At 61.6% G+C, this 18,659-nt stretch carries 22 protein-coding genes and 1 pseudogene; 15 read left to right on the top strand and 8 right to left on the bottom strand.

Going from position 1 to position 18,659, the window contains the following annotated elements:
- Positions 1-23: 23 nt before the first annotated feature.
- The 3 genes from ssuC to ACK4OE_RS06850 all read left to right on the top strand — a co-directional run bounded on the left by ssuC (position 24) and on the right by ACK4OE_RS06850 (position 2,219).
- The gene (gene ssuC, locus ACK4OE_RS06840) at positions 24-887 is read left to right on the top strand and encodes an aliphatic sulfonate ABC transporter permease SsuC (protein WP_409883925.1); all 864 of its coding nucleotides are present in this window, start codon (positions 24-26) and stop codon (positions 885-887) included.
- Positions 888-961: 74 nt separating this feature from the next.
- Positions 962-1,771 (top strand): ATP-binding cassette domain-containing protein, encoded by an 810-nt coding sequence (locus ACK4OE_RS06845; protein ID WP_409883926.1) that lies wholly within the window; start codon positions 962-964, stop codon positions 1,769-1,771.
- 232 nt (positions 1,772-2,003) lie between these two features.
- Positions 2,004-2,219: a molybdopterin-binding protein gene (locus ACK4OE_RS06850; protein WP_055393898.1), complete on the top strand. Its 216-nt coding sequence runs from the start codon at positions 2,004-2,006 to the stop codon at positions 2,217-2,219.
- Between the two features lie 55 nt (positions 2,220-2,274).
- Here ACK4OE_RS06850 and ACK4OE_RS06855 read toward each other — a convergent pair whose 3' ends face one another.
- Positions 2,275-3,486, bottom strand: a complete 1,212-nt coding sequence (locus ACK4OE_RS06855) for an IS4 family transposase (RefSeq protein ID WP_409883968.1) — start codon at positions 3,484-3,486, stop codon at positions 2,275-2,277.
- A 360-nt stretch (positions 3,487-3,846) separates the two neighbouring features.
- Between ACK4OE_RS06855 and ACK4OE_RS06860 the strand changes: the two genes are divergently transcribed.
- The 5 genes from ACK4OE_RS06860 (at position 3,847) to ACK4OE_RS06880 (ending at position 7,565) form a co-directional block, all read left to right on the top strand.
- The gene (locus tag ACK4OE_RS06860) at positions 3,847-4,017 is read left to right on the top strand and encodes a LysE family transporter (protein ID WP_409883927.1); all 171 of its coding nucleotides are present in this window, start codon (positions 3,847-3,849) and stop codon (positions 4,015-4,017) included.
- 15 nt (positions 4,018-4,032) lie between these two features.
- A complete protein-coding gene (locus tag ACK4OE_RS06865) occupies positions 4,033-4,488 on the top strand; it encodes a LysE family translocator (RefSeq protein WP_409883969.1) in 456 nt (151 codons plus the stop codon).
- A 595-nt stretch (positions 4,489-5,083) separates the two neighbouring features.
- Entirely contained in the window at positions 5,084-5,293 is a 210-nt protein-coding gene (locus ACK4OE_RS06870) for a hypothetical protein (RefSeq protein ID WP_409883929.1), read from the top strand.
- Between the two features lie 695 nt (positions 5,294-5,988).
- Positions 5,989-6,420, top strand: a complete 432-nt coding sequence (locus tag ACK4OE_RS06875) for a GNAT family N-acetyltransferase (protein WP_409883930.1) — start codon at positions 5,989-5,991, stop codon at positions 6,418-6,420.
- Positions 6,421-7,133: 713 nt separating this feature from the next.
- Entirely contained in the window at positions 7,134-7,565 is a 432-nt protein-coding gene (locus ACK4OE_RS06880) for a GreA/GreB family elongation factor (RefSeq protein WP_409883931.1), read from the top strand.
- Positions 7,566-7,652: 87 nt separating this feature from the next.
- On the opposite strand, the gene ACK4OE_RS06885 is transcribed toward ACK4OE_RS06880, so the two are convergent.
- Positions 7,653-8,732, bottom strand: coding sequence for a serine hydrolase domain-containing protein (locus ACK4OE_RS06885; RefSeq protein WP_409883934.1), 1,080 nt, complete (start codon positions 8,730-8,732; stop codon positions 7,653-7,655).
- A gap of 71 nt (positions 8,733-8,803) precedes the next feature.
- On the bottom strand, positions 8,804-9,604 hold the full coding sequence (locus ACK4OE_RS06890; RefSeq protein WP_409883935.1) for an RNA polymerase sigma factor: 801 nt from the start codon (positions 9,602-9,604) through the stop codon (positions 8,804-8,806).
- 125 nt (positions 9,605-9,729) lie between these two features.
- Between ACK4OE_RS06890 and ACK4OE_RS06895 the strand changes: the two genes are divergently transcribed.
- Positions 9,730-10,344 carry an ATP-dependent Clp protease proteolytic subunit gene (locus ACK4OE_RS06895; protein ID WP_409883936.1) on the top strand — a complete coding sequence of 205 codons (615 nt, stop codon included), beginning with the start codon at positions 9,730-9,732 and terminating at the stop codon, positions 10,342-10,344.
- Positions 10,345-10,501: 157 nt separating this feature from the next.
- Here ACK4OE_RS06895 and ligD read toward each other — a convergent pair.
- The 3 genes and pseudogenes from ligD to ACK4OE_RS06910 all read right to left on the bottom strand — a co-directional run.
- Positions 10,502-10,772, bottom strand: a pseudogene (gene ligD / locus ACK4OE_RS06900) (ATP-dependent DNA ligase); the annotation flags it as partial.
- A 297-nt stretch (positions 10,773-11,069) separates the two neighbouring features.
- Positions 11,070-11,246, bottom strand: coding sequence for a DUF3606 domain-containing protein (locus ACK4OE_RS06905; protein WP_409883937.1), 177 nt, complete (start codon positions 11,244-11,246; stop codon positions 11,070-11,072).
- A 125-nt stretch (positions 11,247-11,371) separates the two neighbouring features.
- On the bottom strand, positions 11,372-12,904 hold the full coding sequence (locus ACK4OE_RS06910; protein ID WP_409883938.1) for an iron-containing redox enzyme family protein: 1,533 nt from the start codon (positions 12,902-12,904) through the stop codon (positions 11,372-11,374).
- Positions 12,905-13,349: 445 nt separating this feature from the next.
- On the opposite strand from ACK4OE_RS06910, the gene ACK4OE_RS06915 reads away from it, so the two are divergent.
- The 4 genes from ACK4OE_RS06915 (at position 13,350) to ACK4OE_RS06930 (ending at position 14,867) form a co-directional block, all read left to right on the top strand.
- Positions 13,350-13,568, top strand: a complete 219-nt coding sequence (locus tag ACK4OE_RS06915) for a hypothetical protein (protein ID WP_409883939.1) — start codon at positions 13,350-13,352, stop codon at positions 13,566-13,568.
- Positions 13,569-14,040: 472 nt separating this feature from the next.
- Complete coding sequence (locus ACK4OE_RS06920) at positions 14,041-14,187, top strand: hypothetical protein (protein WP_409883940.1); 147 nt, start codon at positions 14,041-14,043, stop codon at positions 14,185-14,187.
- 36 nt (positions 14,188-14,223) lie between these two features.
- On the top strand, positions 14,224-14,466 hold the full coding sequence (locus ACK4OE_RS06925; protein WP_409883941.1) for a hypothetical protein: 243 nt from the start codon (positions 14,224-14,226) through the stop codon (positions 14,464-14,466).
- A gap of 92 nt (positions 14,467-14,558) precedes the next feature.
- Entirely contained in the window at positions 14,559-14,867 is a 309-nt protein-coding gene (locus tag ACK4OE_RS06930) for a hypothetical protein (RefSeq protein ID WP_409883942.1), read from the top strand.
- Positions 14,868-14,997: 130 nt separating this feature from the next.
- On the opposite strand, the gene ACK4OE_RS06935 is transcribed toward ACK4OE_RS06930, so the two are convergent.
- Positions 14,998-15,528, bottom strand: coding sequence for a hypothetical protein (locus tag ACK4OE_RS06935; RefSeq protein ID WP_409883943.1), 531 nt, complete (start codon positions 15,526-15,528; stop codon positions 14,998-15,000).
- A gap of 61 nt (positions 15,529-15,589) precedes the next feature.
- On the bottom strand, positions 15,590-16,255 hold the full coding sequence (locus ACK4OE_RS06940) for a YkgJ family cysteine cluster protein (protein WP_409883944.1): 666 nt from the start codon (positions 16,253-16,255) through the stop codon (positions 15,590-15,592).
- Positions 16,256-16,383: 128 nt separating this feature from the next.
- On the opposite strand from ACK4OE_RS06940, the gene selD reads away from it, so the two are divergent.
- The gene (gene selD, locus ACK4OE_RS06945; protein ID WP_409883945.1) at positions 16,384-17,421 is read left to right on the top strand and encodes a selenide, water dikinase SelD; all 1,038 of its coding nucleotides are present in this window, start codon (positions 16,384-16,386) and stop codon (positions 17,419-17,421) included.
- Positions 17,422-17,441: 20 nt separating this feature from the next.
- Entirely contained in the window at positions 17,442-18,554 is a 1,113-nt protein-coding gene (gene mnmH, locus ACK4OE_RS06950) for a tRNA 2-selenouridine(34) synthase MnmH (RefSeq protein ID WP_409883946.1), read from the top strand.
- The last annotated feature ends 105 nt before the right edge of the window (positions 18,555-18,659 follow it).

The following is an 18,659-nucleotide window of genomic DNA, read 5'->3' on the forward strand; positions in this document are numbered from 1 at the left end:
GCCAACTGAACCGGAACCCAACCATGACCAACATCGCAAGAGAACTGCAGGTATCCCCGGTGGCCGACGCCGTGGACCTGCCTATTGAGGGGCCTCTACTCCCCGCGCCGCTGACCCGCTTTCTCGCCAACGTCGCACAGCGCCTGTTGCCATGGGCTGTGCCCATCGGCCTCATCGCGCTGTGGCAGATCGCGTCGTCGCAAGGCTGGCTGTCTACCCGTGTGTTGCCCGCGCCGCTGGAGGTCGTGAAAGCCGCGTGGACGCTGGCCGCCTCGGGCGAGCTGTGGACCCACGTCAAAGTCAGTGCGGGCCGCGCTTTGGCCGGGTTGGCCATTGGCGGCGGCCTGGGGCTGCTGCTGGGCCTGCTCACCGGCTCGGTCAAGCTGTTCGAAACGCTGCTCGACTCCACCATCCAGATGGTGCGCAACATCCCCGCGCTGGCGTTGATCCCGCTGGTGATCCTGTGGTTCGGCATCGACGAATCGGCCAAGCTGTTCCTCATCAGCGTGTCGGTGTTCTTCCCGATCTACCTCAACACCTTTCACGGCATCCGCAACGTGGACCCTGGGTTGATCGAGATGGGCCGCACCTACGGCCTGGGCCGCTGGCAGCTGTACCGGCAGATCATCCTGCCTGGCGCGCTCTCCAGCATCCTGGTGGGCCTGCGCTTCTCGCTGGGGTTGATGTGGGTGATCCTGATCGTGGCCGAAACCATCTCGGCGCAGGCGGGCATTGGCTACCTCACGATGAATGCGCGGGAGTTCTTGCAGACCGACATCGTGCTCGTGGGCATCCTGCTGTATGCGCTGCTGGGCAAGCTGGCGGATGTCTTTGCCAAGGGCCTCGAGCGCTACTGGCTGCGCTGGCATCCCGGCTATCAGGCGTGACATCCGCTTTGAGCGCCTGAGTACTCACATTTTTATAGCTGCTAGCGCTTGATAGATAAGCGCAGGAGGCCATTTTGACCATTAATTCATCTCCACAACCCCAAGGCGTGCGCCTGGAAGTGCGCAGCGTCGACAAACGCTACGGCACGCGCGACGTGCTCAAGAAGACTGAACTCATCATTGAGCCCGGCCAGTTCGTTGCCATCGTGGGCCGCAGCGGCTGCGGCAAAAGCACGCTGCTGCGCCTGGTGGCGGGGCTCGAATCTGTCTCCGGCGGCGCTATTCGCCTCGATGGCAAAGACATCACAGGCCTGAGCAGCGAAACCCGCATCATGTTCCAGGACTCGCGCCTGCTGCCGTGGAAGCGCGTGGCCGACAACGTGGCCCTGGGCCTGCCGCCCGCACAGCGTGGTGCAGCCGCCGACGTGCTGGCCCGCGTGGGACTGGGTGACCGCCTGGGCGAATGGCCTGCGCGCCTGTCCGGCGGCCAGCGCCAGCGTGTTGCCCTGGCCCGCGCCCTGGTGCACAACCCGCGCCTCCTGCTGCTCGATGAACCGCTGGGCGCGCTGGATGCGTTGACCCGCATCGAGATGCACCGCCTCATCGAAGGCCTGTGGCGCAGCAGCGGCTTTACCGCATTGCTCGTCACTCACGACGTGCAAGAGGCGGTGGCCCTGGCCGACCGCGTGATCCTGATCGAAGACGGCCAGATCGCGCTGGACCAGCACATCGACCTGCCGCGCCCCCGCTCGCAAGGCGACGCAGCGTTTGCGGCGATTGAAAGACGCATCCTCGACCGCGTGCTGCAAAAGCCTGATGGGGAGCCAGCGCACGTGGCGCCGTGGCCCGGCGTGGCCGCGCATGGCCTGCGATGGGCGGTGTGATTTGCGTGTGCTGCCTATGTCAACACAACAACCGTTCGGGCTGAACGTGGCGAAGCCAGAGCGCCGCCTCAATCCTTTCGGGCTGAGCCCGCCGAAGCCGTGGCGCCCTCTGCGCGCAGCCCTTCGACAGACTCAGTGCGAACGCTGAAGCGGGCACCGCCAGCTCTGATACCGCCCATCTGCCTACTTGTTTTACCCCTGCTTTTTTCAACGGACTTTCAAGGAGAACCCCATGTCCATCCAAGCCATCAACGTACGCAACCAATTCAAAGGCAAAGTCCGCGAAATCATCCGCGGTGACGTCGTCTCCGAGGTCGATGTCGAAACGCCCTGGGGCGTTGTCACCTCCGTCATCACCACCCGCTCGGTGGACGACCTCGGGCTCATCGTCGGCTCCGACGTGGTCGCGCTGGTCAAGTCCACGGAGGTGTCAATTGCCAAGCTGTGACGCGGCAGGAATGCAGTAAATTTGTCACTACTGTCCGGTAAATTTCCCTGGTGTATCAGAATAGCTCCGTCTGATGCTGCCCCTGCTCAATCTCATCTCCGGTGAGTGCGTTGGTCACCATCTGTGCCAGGGTGACCTTCTCGAACATGTTGACCTCCGCCAGATGCAGGAAGTTGCGCAATGAAATCCGCGCATGAAACGGCTTGTGGGCGATCAAGGCCATGAGATAGGTACACAGTGCAATCCAGATTTGCGAGCGCACCGCGTTCAGGGAGTTGCCAAAGAAGTGTTTGACGTTCAAGTTCTGCTTGAGCCACTTGAAGAACAACTCTACCTGCCAACGCTGCTTGTAGATCGCTGCGATGGTCAGGGCCGATAAGTCCAGGCGATTGCTCAGAAACACTAACTCCAGGCAACTCACAGCGTCATAAAAGCGTACCCGACGCAAAGGCTGTGGGTAGCCCTTCTTGGAGCGCTCCCCGGTCAGCACAATTGTCTGGTCTGACCAGACTCCTGCCTTGGCGTCGGTGGGGTTTGCGTCAATGCAATGGAAACTCAAGTTGTCTTTGGCGCGCACCACAAAGCTGCATTCCTGCTGCACCAGCAGGTACAGCCGGGCAAAGTCCACGTAGCCCCTGTCCAGCACCACGATGGAGCCCTTTGGCAGAGTCAAACTGTCAAGCAAGCTCACATCACTGACCTTGCCTGTGGTGATGGTGAGCATGACCGGAATTGCGCCACGCAAGTCGATCACGGTGTGGGCTTTGACACCTGCCTTGGTGGATCGAAAGTCAGCCCAGGGAAACAAGCTCAGGCACAAATCGATGGTGGTGGAGTCCATGGCATACAACGGCTCCTTCAGGCACAAATCGATGGTGGTGGAGTCCATGGCATACAACGGCTCCTTCAGGCCCAACCCAATGTCATGGTCTTGGTACAAAGCCAGCGCCATCTCTGTCAGCCGATGACCCAACGCTTCAAACAATGCCGAGTCGCGCCGCTCGTTGGCATCGGCCAAGGTGGAACGTGACACCCGATGGCGCAGGCCCAGGTGATAGAGCTTGCTGCTGTGAGAGTTCAAGCACGCGATCAGATCACGCAAACCCTCTCTGCGGGTGAGCTGCGCGTAAGCCATGCAGATGAAGTGACTCCATGCGGTGAAGTCGCGCGTCCATCGGTTGGCTTGGTATTTGTCAACAAGGTGTTCAAAGTGGCTAAACGGCACGACCCCCAGCAGTTGTGCGAATACTGTGCGCCCAGTGTTCATGGTGTAGCCCTCAAAAAATGAGGTCACGGTACGCCACTGACGTGGATCGCGTTTCAAATCGCCGGAATTGAGAATCCTCTGGGAGACCGCGCCCAGTCTATGTTTGAACTACTTTTCTGGGAGGTTTACCGGACAGTAGTGTAAATTTGTATGAAATAGGGCTCCAGCGCTTGGTGGTTAAGCGCTGGTAGCTATGAAAATTGATTGTTTCTCCAGCGTGTGCAAGCCAACGGCATGCACGCGCCTCGCTTCGCATGCACTGCTGCGTTACTCTGGCGCGCCAAGCACTACGGTGCTTCGCCCCTATCCGGGTTGCGTCGCCTGACGCGATGCTTCAGGCGGCGCAACACCACCCCACTCATGACTGCTGAATTTCTCTCACCTTCGCTGGCCATCGCACTCTCGGCCTACGCCCTGGGTGTTGCCAGCCCCGGCCCGAGCAACATGGCCATCATGTCCACCGCCATGTCCCAAGGCCGCAGGCAGGCCATGGCGTTGGCGGCAGGCGTTGTTTGCGGCTCGCTCGCCTGAGGCCTGGCAGCGGCACTGGGCTTGTCAGCCTTCATGGTCACCTATTCATGGACGATGGTCGTGCTCAAGCTGTTGGGCGGAGCCTATTTGCTGTACCTGTCCTGGAAAGCAGCGCGGTCCGCGTGGGCGCCCCACACACCAACGCAGTCACCTCAGATTGAAGCAGCCTCCAACGCGCGGGCGTTCATCAATGGCCTGGGCATGCACATCACCAACCCCAAGGCCATCTTCGTCTGGCTTTCTATCGTGGCTTTGGCGCTGCCGCCTGGCTCAGGCCAGGGGCATGCCTTTGCGGTGGTGGCGTCCTGCGCTGCGCTCGGGGAGTGTGTGTTCTTTGGGTATGCCATCGCGTTCTCTACAACGGTGGCGCGCTCTGCCTATCTGAAAACCCAACGGTGGTTCAACGCGACTTTGTCGGTCGTTTTTGCCTACGCGAGTTTACGGTTGTTGATGTCTCGCGATGTGAGCTGACGCTCAGCACTGGGTGTTGGGTTCTGAGGCAGCGCGGGGTGCTGTGCCATAGGAGGCTGTCGTGCCGCTATTACGCGGTGTGGTTGGGCATAGGCGATCAACTGCAGCCAAGCCGCCGTCCGGTACGTGAAAGTTATAGTCCTCACCAAAACAGCGCGCCGGGTTTGTCGAAATTTTTATACCTGTGCATTTATGCAGTAGATCGTCCGCAATCGCAAGCTGCGAGCCACTTTCAGAGGAAATCGGTGTCCAGAATATCCCGCAATTTCCAGTTTATCCTGCAGGTTTTGCGGTCTAAATTACGTTAGCCTTATTTTCTTATCAATCTAAAGTTATGCTTACTCCGTCAAATTTATTTGTTCGGTCCCTTTACTGCATTTGCTTAATTTTTGCTGGAATTCCTTCAATTCCTCCCCTCTACCTTACGTTGCAAGTGCTACATCGTTTCGAGACGTACAACTTTTCAACCATATTGATCGTTGTGATAACAAATGTCGCGGAACTGGCAGTTTTATCTTTGGTTGCCTTCAGAATATTCGGCGTAGCATTTGGAAAATTTAAACTCTATACTATTACTAGATCTGGCCCGGTCCGCATGCTCCGGATCGTCGCAGTCCTTCTTATGGCGCTCAGCATTTTGCCCTCAGTAATTTATTTACTCTCCGCCCTTCAGTATATTAATAGTGATGGTTTTGGTACCGCATTTTTTATCGGTAGCGCGGGCAGGCACTTCCCGCTTGGACTATTATTTTTCGAAGGATCGCGTTTGCTTGAGCAAGAGTTGCTACTTGAAAGCCAAAGATGAGCCAAATTTTAGCTGGTCAGCCTTAATAATCTGCCATGGTTAATCCCGCGCTTTTTCCTCCATCTCGCCACTGCCTTCGCGCTCGCGGTTCCGATGGTGGCCGGAGGTTTGAGGTCAAATCGTGCTCCAGCAGGTGTGGCTTGCGCTATCCGCTCTTTTTTTCATAATTCCGTTGGTTTGCGCAGGTGCACAGTAGTAAGCGCCGTGCTAACCCGGCGTTGCAGTGGATCGGCTACGCCGCCCACTGAACTTTTTCGTTATTAGGCTTGAGCCAACCGATGGAACTCCACGACCTTCTTGAGTCGGTCTCGGACGAGCAGTCGTTCTTGACGTTCGTGAGCGCTCTGCGAAAGGATCGCGAAGTAGACGTCGCCGCTGAAAAGGCGTCACCTTCCAGCCCATATGGACCGACTCAGAGTGGTTGGGAGAACGTGACGATCGAGTCTTTTTTGGAGTCCGCATGTTCGTGGGCCGAAGACACGGGTTTTGGTGAGTCGCAGGGTCTTCGAGGCGCATCTCCTTGGAAGAAATTCGCTACCTTCTTGTACCTGGGGAAGATCTATGAGTAGCGGGCCTCATAACCTGTTGATCGATTGGACCGCCACCGGCGGCCAGCGCAGCTGCCATTCTTCGGTAGCGGTCACGCCGGTGTCGCCCAATCATCGCCAACGTTAGGCTTCACAAGGAGACGTCAAGTGACACTGGAATGGAAACACTCCACCGATGGAGTCGACTGGGCAGAACTTTCGGCCCTGTATCGGGCCGCCCCACTGGGCGAGAAGCCGCCGCATCATTTGCTGAAGGTCTTTTCAAACAGCATGTTTCAGTGTTTCGTCTATGAGAATGCAAAACTCGTGGCGGCGGGGCGTGCGCTCGCAGATGGTGGGGACTGTTCGTACATCTGCGACATTGCGGTCTTGCCGAGCCATCAAGGCACAGGCCTTGGTAAACAGGTGGTGAGCGACCTGGTGGAAATGTCACGCGGTCACAAGAAAATCATCTTGTATGCGGTCCCTGGCAAAGAGCCTTTTTACAGAAAGTTCGGCTTCATGCGCATGAAGACTGCGATGGCCATCTTTGAGAATCAGCAGCAGCAGGTGGAGCGGGGCTACCTCAGAGAGGTCTAGTGCAGTGTTTCACGCTATCTGGCACATAAAAAGGCGTCTTTTCGCCCCTGGCGGCGTTGCAAATCCTCGCGATACACCCGGTATTGCTCCGGTTTGCGCCTTGCCAGAGTCAAAAATCCATCCTTTTTATTTGTGCCATCAAGCATGAAACACTGCACTAGCCCTTCAGTCGAGAGGGGCGGCGCCTGACTCAGATAGACCGTGCGCTCGTCCTAAGCCTGTCGGATTGCCCTGCGGTCTGAGACGGGTCGAAGGCTGTTCCCATAGCGTTCCATGGCTTCGACAGACGCAGCCCGAACGGACACCGGCAGATCCGGGATATGTAGATTTTCAAGCAAAATTGGCCTCTAGCGCTTGATGGATAAGCGCTAGTAGCTATCAAAAAATGAGTCCACCGCCACCCTCTATCTGGCAAGAACCCTGGGGCCATTGACCGCAAATCACCCCACGCGGCCTACACTCCCGCCCATGACGACCCTCCTGGTTTGCACTTTTGCCGCCCTGACAGCACTGCTCCACGCAGCGGCCTGCGCGCGAGCGGTGGCCAAGAAAAACGCGCGTCGTCAGCTGACGCCAGCACATTCCTAAGCCCGGCGGCACCCTCTCTCCTCATCCTCTTTTTGCGCAACCATCCACCGCCGGGCACCAGCCTCGCGCGGTCGCGGCTGTCCTGTTTACACGGGGCGACAGCCGCATTTGATGGAGTGCTTTTTATGCATGCAGCAGCAGTTGTTGGTATTGATGTTGGTGTCGTGGCCCATGGCGAGCGCATGCTCACCGACCTGGACTATTCGCGCCTGACCAAGTTGGTGGGCCACCAGCCCCCGCCCGTTCTTGACCATCTGCTGGCCAACGCAGATGTCACCAGCTCGCGCACCGTACAGGCCAATGTGGTCACCATGTATTCGCGGGTGGAGCTGGTGGACGTGCACACCCACCGGCGCCAGGTGCTGACCATTTGCTACCCGCAGGACGCTGAACCCGCAGCGGGATTTATCTCGGTGCTGTCGCCCGTGGGCATGAGCTTGTTGGGCCTTCGAACCGGCGATGTGGCCAGGTGGCACACACCGCATGGCGAAGAGTGCGCGGCCGTGGTCGAGAGCATTCTGTTCCAGCCGGAGGCCACGGGCGACTACCTCACGTAACCAGTGCAACGGCAGTCGAATGGGATGGTTGCCCTGCAAACGGGGTGACCACCCCAGCCGGTTGCGGGGGCAGGGTGGTCGGCGTGGTCATCGCGGCAGGCGCGCAGCCAGGATCAGCTCCAGCAGCTTGGCGAACTGCGCATCGCTCACCACGTTCGTGGCAATGTCGGTGTTCACCCGGTGCACCACCACCAGGTCGTACGCTGGCACCACAACCACCATGTGCCCGCCGTACCCCTGGGCTGAGAAGGTGCCTGCAGGCACCTTGATGGAAGGCAGGTGGCGCCCGTCCACCGACACCCACCACATGTAACCGTAGCCGCCATCCGCCCCGGTGTCTGAATAGGGCTGCAGGCTTTGGCGCACCCACGCTGCGGGCACCACCTGCTTGCCAGCCCAGCGACCATCGCGCAGGTACAGCAGCCCAAAGCGGGCCAGGTCGCGTGCCGACATGCGCATGGGGTAGGCGGCGTGCACCGACTCTTTGCCGGTGTAGTAGCTGCCGTCCTGCGCGCGCCAGTCCTGCATCTGCAGCGGCTTGGCCAGCTGGGTGGCAAACGCGGTGTAGATGCTGGTCTTTGTGCGCGTTTCGTAAATCGTGTTCAGCGCGTTGAAGTCCCAGTTGTTGTAGTACCAGAACGCCCCCGGCGCGTGGCTGCCGCGCGTGGGCCGGCGGGCGGCCATGGCCGCTGTTTCATACAGGGCAGGGTGGTAGATGCCCGAGCGTGACTTGAGCAGGTCTGCCACCGTGGCCTGTTTCTCGCTTGCCGTCAGCGCGGGTTTGTTGTCGTCCACGCCTAGTTCGGCCAGGGTGGCGTCAAGCCGCACCTGGCCATTGGCCACCGCTGTGCCCATCAGGCTGCTCAGAATGCTTTTGCGGATGGAGTGGATGTTCAGCCGCTCGTCGGTGCGGCCCCATTCATCCAGGATCTGGCCGTTCACCACCAGCATCACTGCAGTCGTGTCGAGGCTTTTGGAATGCTCGCGCGCCAGGGCGAGTTTTTCGGTGGACCAGCCCACGGCTTCTGGCGATGCGATGCGCTGCCATTGCGCCGACGGAACCGTGGTGGCCGCCTTGGCTGCTGCCATTGCCTGCCCCGCCCACAGAAGAATGGCAAGGGCCGCTATAGCGTGCAGCGGCGTTCTGGCTCGTTGATTTGTTTGCATGGCGTTTCCGTGGTGGGGCAATGGGCCAGAGAGCGAAACTGCTGCAGCGGCAGGCGCAGTTGAATCTTTATCTACAGCAGCACAGCCGCTTCGTCGCGAAGGTTCTGCACGCCCAGCGGCACTACGCACAGGGTGACCCCGTCCAGTGTCAGTACCAGGCCCAGTTGTCCGCCCACCTGCACAACACCGCACCTAGTGACGGGCGCGTGCGCTGCCGCGTGGGTCGTCCCTGTGGGTTCCCCACCCATCGCCAAGGCATGAATCGGTGGCTGGCGCAGCATGGCCCACAGGGCTTTCGGGTCGCGCAGCTGCAGCGACTGCACGTACAGGCGCAATACAGTGTCATCTTCAGCGGTTCGCTCCGCGGTGGCGTGGGGCGCTGGCGATGGGCCTGGCCGCCGCAACCGCAGCAGTGCCCGGCGCAGCTGCTGGCGGCTGGCGGCTTCTGTGCGGCCGGTGGCCTGTGCGATTTCTGCGTGGCTGGCCTCGAACACCTCGTGCAGCAGCACGGCCGCTGCGTCTGTGGGCGCCAGGTGTGCCGCAAGCGTGCGCAGCGCGTGGTGGGCCTCCTGCGCCAGCGCGGCATCCGCTTCGGCGGAGGCTGATATGGGTTCGGTATGCACCGCGTTTTCACCCCTCACCCACTGCTGCATCCACTGGCGCCTGCGCAGTCGGTCGATGGCAAGGTTGCGCACCACCGTCAGCAGCCAGGCCTGTGCTGCGTTCAGGTGCAGCGCGTCGGCCTCCAGGGCGCGCACATATGCGTCCTGCACGGCATCTTCTGCGTCGACCGGGCCCAGCAGGCGGGTGGCGGCGCGCACCAGGCGGCGGTGGTCGGCGTTGATGAGGGACAGTGCGTGGTCATCTTGCATTTTCAAATCTTGCCATAGCCGTTTGTGGGGCGGGTTTCAGAACCGCGCAGAGGCTGTGGCACGCGCGATGTCACGAAACGTGTGCCTCGTTCGTCATGGCAGTTCACCCACTTTGAACCTGCGCCATGGACACCCCTGACTCCCCCCACATGCCCGACACCCCCACGCCATCCAGCGCGACCGAGCCGCGCACCTCTTATCTGGAAGAAAAAGCCTTCAAGGCGCGCACCCTGCTGATCTTTGGCTCTGTGACGGACGTCACCGCCGCCGATGTCACGCGCCGCCTGATCGCGCTGGACGCCGACAGCGCCGACCCCATCGACATCCTGGTCAGCTCACCCGGCGGGCACCTGGAGTCGGGCGACACCATCCACGATGTCGTGCGGTTCATCGCTGCGCCGGTCAACATGATCGGCACGGGCTGGGTGGGCAGCGCTGCCACGCACCTGTATCTGTCCGTGCCCCGCGAGAGGCGCTACTGCCTGCCCAACACGCGCTTCCTGATCCATCAGCCCAGCGGCGGCTCTGGTGGCCCGGCCAGCGACATCGCCATCCAGGCGCGCGAGATCGTCAAGGCCCGCGAACGCATTGCTCGCACCATTGCGCGCGAGACGGGCAAGTCGCTGGAGGAGGTTCTGATCGACATCGAACGCGACCGGTGGCTGTCGGCCGAAGAGGCGGTGGATTACGGCCTGGTGTCGCGGATCATTGAGCGCAAGACAGAGCTGCGCGCTGTTTGAAGCCTGCCTCGCAGCGCTTTGCCCCCAAATTTGAATGAAATAGGGCTCTAGCGCTTGATGCATAAGAGCTAGCAGCTATCAATTTTGATTTTCAGCGGGCGCGTCCTAGCGCCTTCATGGCGGCAGTCAAAGACACCGCCGCCTTGTCATACCCCTGCTACGGGCCATTGCCGGTGCGCACCCTGCGGCCGTCTGATTGCACGGTCCAGTGCGCGCCGCTGGTGACCTTGCCCAGCTCGTCCCACGCCACAGGCACTGACATGCCCATGCCGGGGCGGTCCAGGCGCTGGTGGTGGTGCCGAGGCCGTTGCGCAGGTAGCCGGCAACGATCTGGCCACGCGGTTCTTGGGGCTGCTCTTGGCCACAAACCGCTGCGAAATGGTGCGGGCCAGGTGTTGCACCACCTCATGGCTGAAGCCCTTGACGGTCTAGTGGGGCCGCTCCACGGACACAAACGGAATTTCGTCGGCATCCAGAAACGCTTCGATTTCAATGGGCTGCGTAACGTTGGGGAACGCGGCGGCAGTCTCTTCGGGCGACAGCTTCGGGAGACAGCATCACGTAGCGGCCGCCTTCATATTCAACGCCTTTGACAATGTCGGCGTGGCGGTCCCTTTGCCAAAACTGATGGCGCCTTTTCACATCGTGCGCGTGCGTGTGGATGTGGATGAGGGCGCTTGGCCTGCGTCTTCTGCCATGGGCAACTCCGTGCTTGGTTGTTTAATTTATTGCGAAGCCAGGTATTCGCGCACCTTGTCGGCCGAGTGACCAACGGCTGCAACGGCCTCCCTCAGTTCTGTCTCAGTCACGGCGAGGCTGTTGGTCCAGTCGCGGACCTCGCCGCGCTCCGTCAGGCTGATGAAATTGCGGTCATGCACGATTTCGTGGGTGTCGTCGCTCATTTGCCAACTCCTGAATAACAAACAGACTCAAACGTAATGCGGCTGCGGCGCAGGCGCTGTAAGACAAGCCCCAGCCACGCAGTAGGGTGCTGCTGAAGCTGCCTCGCACCCCAGCGGCGTGCCGATCAGGCGGAATACGCGCGCACCACAAACGCCTTGGTTGCCACCAGCCCTGCGGGTGTCCAGTGCAGCGCGGGCGACATGGCGCGTACCAGCAAATCGCGCTGCTCGGCAGGGCCCAGGGTGGGCAGCTGCTCACGCAAGAGTGACAGGTCGGTATCCAGCCACTGGTGTTCATTGCTGGCAGCGCTTTGATGGCTGGCATGGCTGCCTCCGCTGCGGGCAAGGCGCAGTCTTTCAGCAACCCGAAAGCTCACAGGACGGCGCGGCACCTGGGCGACTGTGCCAGTGCCTGACGCCGCAGCGGTCGCTTCGAACGACGCGCCATCCGTGCAGGCGTCTCCGCGAATCCAGTCATGAATGACCTGAAGCTCGTACGGCGAAAACACGCCAAACATCTCGGCCCGGTCTCCCTGCAGCAGGTTCCAGAACCTGCTCTCGACAGCGGGCTGGTTTCTCTTGATCCATCCTGCCTGCTCCAGTGCCGCCAGAAAAGCCGGGACATCCTTCGGGTGTGCCAGCCAGTCATTCACCTTGCGCCCGGCCACTTTGCAAAAGTCCGAATGCGCGCCGTTGCCCGCAGGCGCCTTGTGGGCAAATATGCGCACCACCTCGTTGTCGATGTTGAAGCCGCGAACCACATCAAGCGATCCGACGCCCAGGTTACCCAGCTTGGCGCCAGCGCGCACCCTGCGCCAGTATTCGCTGCCGTCGTCCATGCGTGGAGCTGCATCGATGGCGGCCTGGCAGGCGCGCCGTGCGTGGCCGGTGTCGGTGTTGTCCACCGTGACGTGCAGCGTGAAGTAGTAGGGGTCAATCCCCAGTTCGTTCAGTTCATACGCACTGATCAACAGGTGCAGAGGCAGTTGTTCATAGGCCAGGTTGAAGCCCACGATCTCGGGTAAAAAATCCTGCGCATTCCAGCCCAGCGCCAGCTGGATCAGGCCCTGCTCGTAGTGTGTGTCGGGCAGTCCATCCACCGGGTCGAGCCCGTAGCGCGCAAGCAGCCCGCGGTAAAGCGTCACATGGTTCTTGTCCGCGTCGCCGTTGCCCAGCTCTTCAAGATACGTCACCACCAGGTCTGACAGGCGTGGGTTGTCTGCATACACGCACAAGCCATACAGCCACGCGCCGTCCACCAGCTTGGTGGGAGCCACCTGCCGCAAGAAGTACAGCGCGTGCGCTCGGTTGACAAAGTACTTGCGCGGCGCGCCGCTTTGGCGTGACTGCAGATAGCTTTGGTACTTGCCATGCACCGCCCGCATATTGGTCTCCATCCACTCGATCAGGCCCGCGCCGCTGCTGGGCAGATCGTCCACTCCAAATGCGGTGTCTCGCAGCGAGACCCGCAAGAAATCGGCTGCAGCGGCGCGCTCCTGTTGGGTGGGAATGCCGTTGACCAAGGGCTCGTACAAAGCGCGGAACGGGCCAGGGTTTTGGGGCGGCAAAGGGGCGGCGATGTTGTCGAGGCGATTGGCTGGGTCAGAGTTCTGTGGGGTGTATGGGCTGTGTTGTGGTGCTTTGAGAATGGCGGACATGGCGTGGCAAAAAGTGGCCGAAGTGGAGGGGTACCTCAAGCATGGCCACACCTGCGTCATCGCTGCATCGGGCTGAAGCCCTTGCCTGCGTGGGCTGTCTCCTACGGCGGTTGGTTGTGTACTGGTCTGCATCGAAGGGCAGGCGCCCGCCAAACATGGCTCTCGGGCTGTGTGCAGTGGTTTTGAGCATTGGCAAGGAGCGCGTCGGTGATTGAGCGGCGAAGGGTTTGATTCGAACTCGGCGAACTCGGCGAACTCGGCGAACTCGGCACGCGCGGCATAGTCAGTTTTGAACTGATGGATATGCATTCAAAACGTCGGGTAGCGACCGTGACTACCCAGAAGCTGCCTCCCTGTACACGTTGTGGAATTGTGAATTTGTTACAGGCGACGGGCGCCTTGGTTACCACAATGCACCTTCTGTCACGCCCGCAGGAGAAACGACATGCCGTTTGAATACCTCCGAGAGATTGCGCGAACCCAACTTCCACTGACCGTGGATACGGAAGCCAATATCGACAAGCTGCGGGTTTTGCGCGCGGCAGACCTTGTGTCTGTAATGCTGCCCAGCGCCACAGCCGATACGCAGCAGTTTGCACGGGTGCTGGCCATCACACCCAAAGGCCGGCAGATGCTCGCACAGGAGCTGGAGCGATCTCCGTAGCGCGCGCAGCCACGCAGCCTCTCATTCATCGGGGTGGTTGCGCCGCTGCCAACGCCTCTTGGCCCCACTGCTCAACAGCGGTGGGGCATCGTCGCTCACTGCATCTTTCACTCTTCGCCCACCGCGGTCGTGCTGCTGTGATTTGGGCATATCCGTCGTTGCCATAAACGTTTCAAGCGTCAGCAGCAGCGCCTGTTGGCGCGTGCCATTTTTCTGCGCAGCGCTCGTTGCATACCGGCCATCCTTGCACGTGTTGCGGTACCGATTGCGGTGTGGATGTGCGGCGGCGGTGGTCGCCCGTAGGGGTGGCCGCAGCGGGTTGTAGTCCTGTCGGGGCGTGCTGTACCGGTGGCTGGCTTCTGATCCACGGAATCAGCGTTGTCTTACGTTCTGCAAGCGCGGGGGCGGCATTAATAGAGCCAGAGCCCGGCACGACGCTTGGGCTCACAGCCCACCGCCTCAGGAGACCGCCATGCACACCAGTCGATCCACCGGTTCCCATGCGCTCAAACCGCGCGCGCTTAAGCGCCAGCGGCAGTCCGAAGCAGCGCTGCGCCCGCGCCGCGAACCCGTGCAGTTTCCGTATCCCGACCCTCCTGTGTGGAAGCCCTTGGGCTGAAGACAAAACCTGTGCCGCAAAGCCCGGAGCATCAACATGACCGCCAAGCCACCCTATCCAGATTTCAACCAGTACGGCCTCAAGGACGAGGACAGCGACGGGACTGCTCAACAGACCTATGCCAACCGTGAGGGCGGTGAGCAGCCCGGAGTGGGCCCCGCTGACGCGGTAGATCCATCAGGCCATCGCGAGGGAAAGATCGAAGAGCATCCTTCGCCCAAGCCATCGTCACGCATGGGCCGTGCCGACATTGGCGAGACGGATGACAAGAAGCGGTAGCGCAGTCTGCTTCCCTTTCGCGCCATTGCCGCGTCACAACCCGTAGCGTCGCGCTGCACCATTTCCAACCCCCGTTTTGAGCCGAGGTCGCCATGAAATCGTCCGGTCACTTCACCAGCGAAACCCAGCCTGTGGTGCCTGCACCGTACCCGTCCGGTGCGCCGGGCGATTGGCGGACTTTTCTGGTGGGCGTGGTCCTGATTGCGATGTTCCTGAGCGCCCTGGCTTTCAGCCCCATTGGCGCTGACTACATGCCCGGTGCGCCGACGATTCGGGACCTGGCAGCGCTGCCTGCGCCTGCTGCTCCACGCACCGAAGCATTGGCGCTGCAAGAGCGCTACGTGACCACCGTGGGAGGCGAAAGCGTCTACCCAGACGCACCCGCTGCGGAGGACCTGTAGCACCCGGCCGAACCATGGCTGGCCTCATACCGGGTCGAAATATTTAGAGAAATTGGTTATTTGCGCTTGTTGAATAAGCGCTGACAGCTATCAATTTAGTAGCGATTGGCGCCGCCGATGCCTGCTCACATCAGCGTGGCAGGCATCCTGTAAACCCTTTGGGCCCCACCGCAGACACGTCCGCCAGCGCCAACGCCACCGTGGTGTCGTTCTGCCCCGGAATCTTGGTCAGCAGCTGGCCGTTTTGCCAGCGCCACGTTTTGCCGTCAAAGCTGTACACAAAGGTGTGCGTGCGGTTGGACAGCAGGTGCGCAGGCGTCAGGGTGATGGCTTGGGCGCCATCCTGTGTGGTGGCGGCGGCCTGGGCTTCGTTGTCTTTGACAACGATCTTGCCGACAAACGGAGTCACCGTTGATTCGGTACGGTTCAGCTCCGGCACCACCAGGGCAGGGCTGTAGCCGGTCTTGATCCACTCGCCGCTGCCGCCGGGGCGCACGTGCGGTTCGCGCGCGGCCAAAAACTGGGTGCACGACGCCACCAACGCATCAAAACCTGTTTGCGCGGGGCCGCCGGTTTCGGGCTTGCCGCAGCCCAGCAGGGACATGAGCGGCAGCAGCAGCGTGGCGGCAATCAGGGGGCGCAGGGGTGAGGGCATGTTCATCGGGTGTTGGCGGGGCTGGGGCATTGTGTGCCGACGGGTGGGTTGCTGGGCTTGACGGAAGTCAAGGCGCATCCATTTTGCAAGCCGGGCCCAGCGCGTTTCTGTCTCCCTGGTACCAACGTTCTTTCGCAGTCGCTTCGGTCATCGCCGCCAGCACGGCCGCGTTCAGTTCGTGCGCGTTGGCGGCCAGCTGCACATCGCCATACGCCTGTGCGGTGCCCGCCATCAGCGCCTCGGCGTCCAGCAGCAGGCGCAGGTTTTGCGGAATCTGCGGCGCCTGCGTGGCGCAGTGCTGTACCGACAGTGAATGCGCCTTGCGGCACGCGGCGGGGCGCACGCTGTAGATGGCGCAGCGGTCGTCCACCAAAAAGCTGCAGGGCTGGCGCACTGCGCCGCTGTGTGCATTGCTGATGTGCTGGCGCAGCCGGGCCGTGATGGCGTCCATGCTGTCAGCCAACTCGGCCGCAAGGTGCTGCGCAATGCGAAACACCTCGGGCTCGGTGGCCTCCACCCGCACATGGCAACAGTGGGCGCAACCCGCCTTGCAGTCGGGCACCGGGCCGGCGGCGCTGGCCTGCACGGCCACGGTGTCCAGGCTGCGGTGCAGTTGGGCGGTGAAGGCAATGGCTTCGTCGGCACCGTGGGCTTGCTGCAGCGCGCGCGCCGCCAGGCTGCGCACCCGGGCGATGGATTCCTGAAAGGCAGATTGTTCGTCGTCGGAAAGCATGGCGTGTCTTATACCGCCTGTCCCCTGTCCGCCGACTGAACCGGTGGGCTGTGCGTGCGATGCCTTGCTATATTGACCGGCTTCACCGCCCACAGTCGGCCCACCGTTGACCCACCGAGATCCACCCCATGACCGAGCCCATTCGCCTTACCCAATACAGCCACGGCGCCGGTTGTGGCTGCAAGATCAGCCCCAAGGTGCTGGACGTGATCCTGGCCGGCAGCGGATCGCAAACCCTGGACCCGCGCCTGTGGGTGGGCAACACGTCGCGCGACGATGCTGCGGTGTACGCGCTGGACGGCGAGCGCGGCGTAGTGTCCACCACCGACTTCTTCATGCCCATCGTCGATGACCCGTACGACTTTGGCCGCATTGCAGCCACCAATGCCATCAGCGACATCTATGCCATGGGCGCCGACCCGTTGATGGCCATTGCCATATTGGGCTGGCCTGTCAACGTGTTGCCGCCTGAGGTGGCACGCGAGGTGGTTCGCGGCGGGCGGGCGGCGTGTGATGCAGCCGGCATACCGCTGGCGGGCGGGCACTCGATCGACGCGCCAGAGCCTATCTTTGGCTTGGCAGTGACCGGCGTGGTGGACAAGCGGCACCTCAAGCGCAACGACACCGCCACCGCAGGATGCCGCCTGTACCTCACCAAGCCGCTGGGCATCGGCATCCTGACCACCGCCGAAAAAAAGTCCAAACTGCGGCCCGAAGACGTGGGCCTGGCGCGCGACTGGATGTGCACGCTGAACAACCCCGGCAGCCGCTTTGGCAAGCTGCCCGGCGTGGCCGCCATGACCGATGTCACCGGCTTTGGCCTGCTGGGCCACCTGTTGGAAATGGCCGACGGCAGCGGGCTGACCGCACAGATCGACTACGCCGCCGTGCCGCGCCTGGCGGGCGTGTCGCACTACCTGGCCGAAGGTTGTGCGCCCGGCGGCACCTTGCGCAACTTTGACAGCTATGGCGACAAGATCGCCCCGCTGGCGCTGGAGGAGCAAAAGCTGCTGCTGTGCGACCCGCAAACCAGCGGTGGCCTGCTGGTGGCCGTGGAGCCCGATGGCGAAGCCGAGTTCCTATCGGTAGCCCAAGCGTTGGGCTTGGCACTGCAGCCCATCGGCCAGATGACAGCGCGACAGCGGTTTGCTGTTGAAGTGCATTGACCGCCTCATGGACTGTGCCGATGCGTGACAACCTCGTCGACTACGCGCACATCTTTCTGAACGATGTGCCCCTGATGGACGTGCGCGCGCCGGTGGAGTTTGCGCAGGGCGCGTTCCCCGGCGCCGTCAACCTGCCGTTGATGAACGACAGCGAGCGCCAGCAGGTAGGCACCTGCTACAAGCAGCAGGGCCAGCAGGCCGCCATCGCGCTGGGCCACCAGCTGGTGTCAGGCCACAACAAGCAAGACCGCATCGAAGCCTGGGCCGCGTTTGCCAAAGCGCACGCGCAGCACGGGGTGCTGTACTGCTTTCGCGGCGGGCTGCGGTCGCAGATTGTTCAGCAGTGGTTGCAGAGCGTGGCGGGCATTGCCTACCCGCGCGTCATTGGTGGCTACAAGGCCATGCGCACGTTTTTGCTGCAGACCACAGAGGCCGCGTCCGCAGAGTGCGGGTTTGTTGTGCTGAGCGGCTTGACGGGCACCGGCAAGACCGAAGTGCTGGCGCAGCTGGCCCACGGTCTGGACCTGGAAGGACATGCCAACCACCGCGGCTCCAGTTTTGGCAGCCGCGTTACCGGCCAGCCTGCGCAGATTGATTTTGAAAACCACCTGGCCATCGACATCCTGAAAAAACGTGCCGCTGGGCACCACACCTTGGTGGTGGAAGACGAAGGCCGCCACGTGGGCAAATGCTCGGTGCCGCTGCCGCTGCGCCAGCGGCTGGAGCAGGTGCCCATCGTCTGCCTGACGGATGATTTTGACCGCCGGGTCGAACGCATATTGCAAGACTATGTGGTGCAGCAATGCGCAGCCTTTGTGGCCGCGCACGGGCCCGTGGCGGGCGCTGACCTGTTTGCAGCCCGCCTGCTGGAGAGCCTGGACAAACTGGCAAAGCGGCTGGGTGGCAGCCTGCACCAGACTTTGCGCGAAGTGATGCAACGCGCGCTTGTGCTGCAGAAAGACACCGGCAATGTGGACCTGCACCGCGACTGGATCACCGTGCTGATGCGGCAGTATTACGACCCCATGTATGCGTTTCAGCGCAGCAGCCGGGCCGAGCGCGTTGTGTTTGAGGGGGATGAGGCAGCGGTGCTGGCCTACCTTCGCGAGCAGGCTGCGGGCGGTTCGCGTTGAGCTTGTCGAAGTCTGGTCGCGGATCTTGCCGTGGGGGGTTTTTTTTTGGGGGGGGGGGGGGCGGCCCCCCCCCCCCCCCCCCACAAAAAAACCCACAACAACAAA

It is taken from the genome of Acidovorax sp. (assembly GCF_046314175.1).
Classification (GTDB): Bacteria; Pseudomonadota; Gammaproteobacteria; order Burkholderiales; family Burkholderiaceae_C; genus Acidovorax.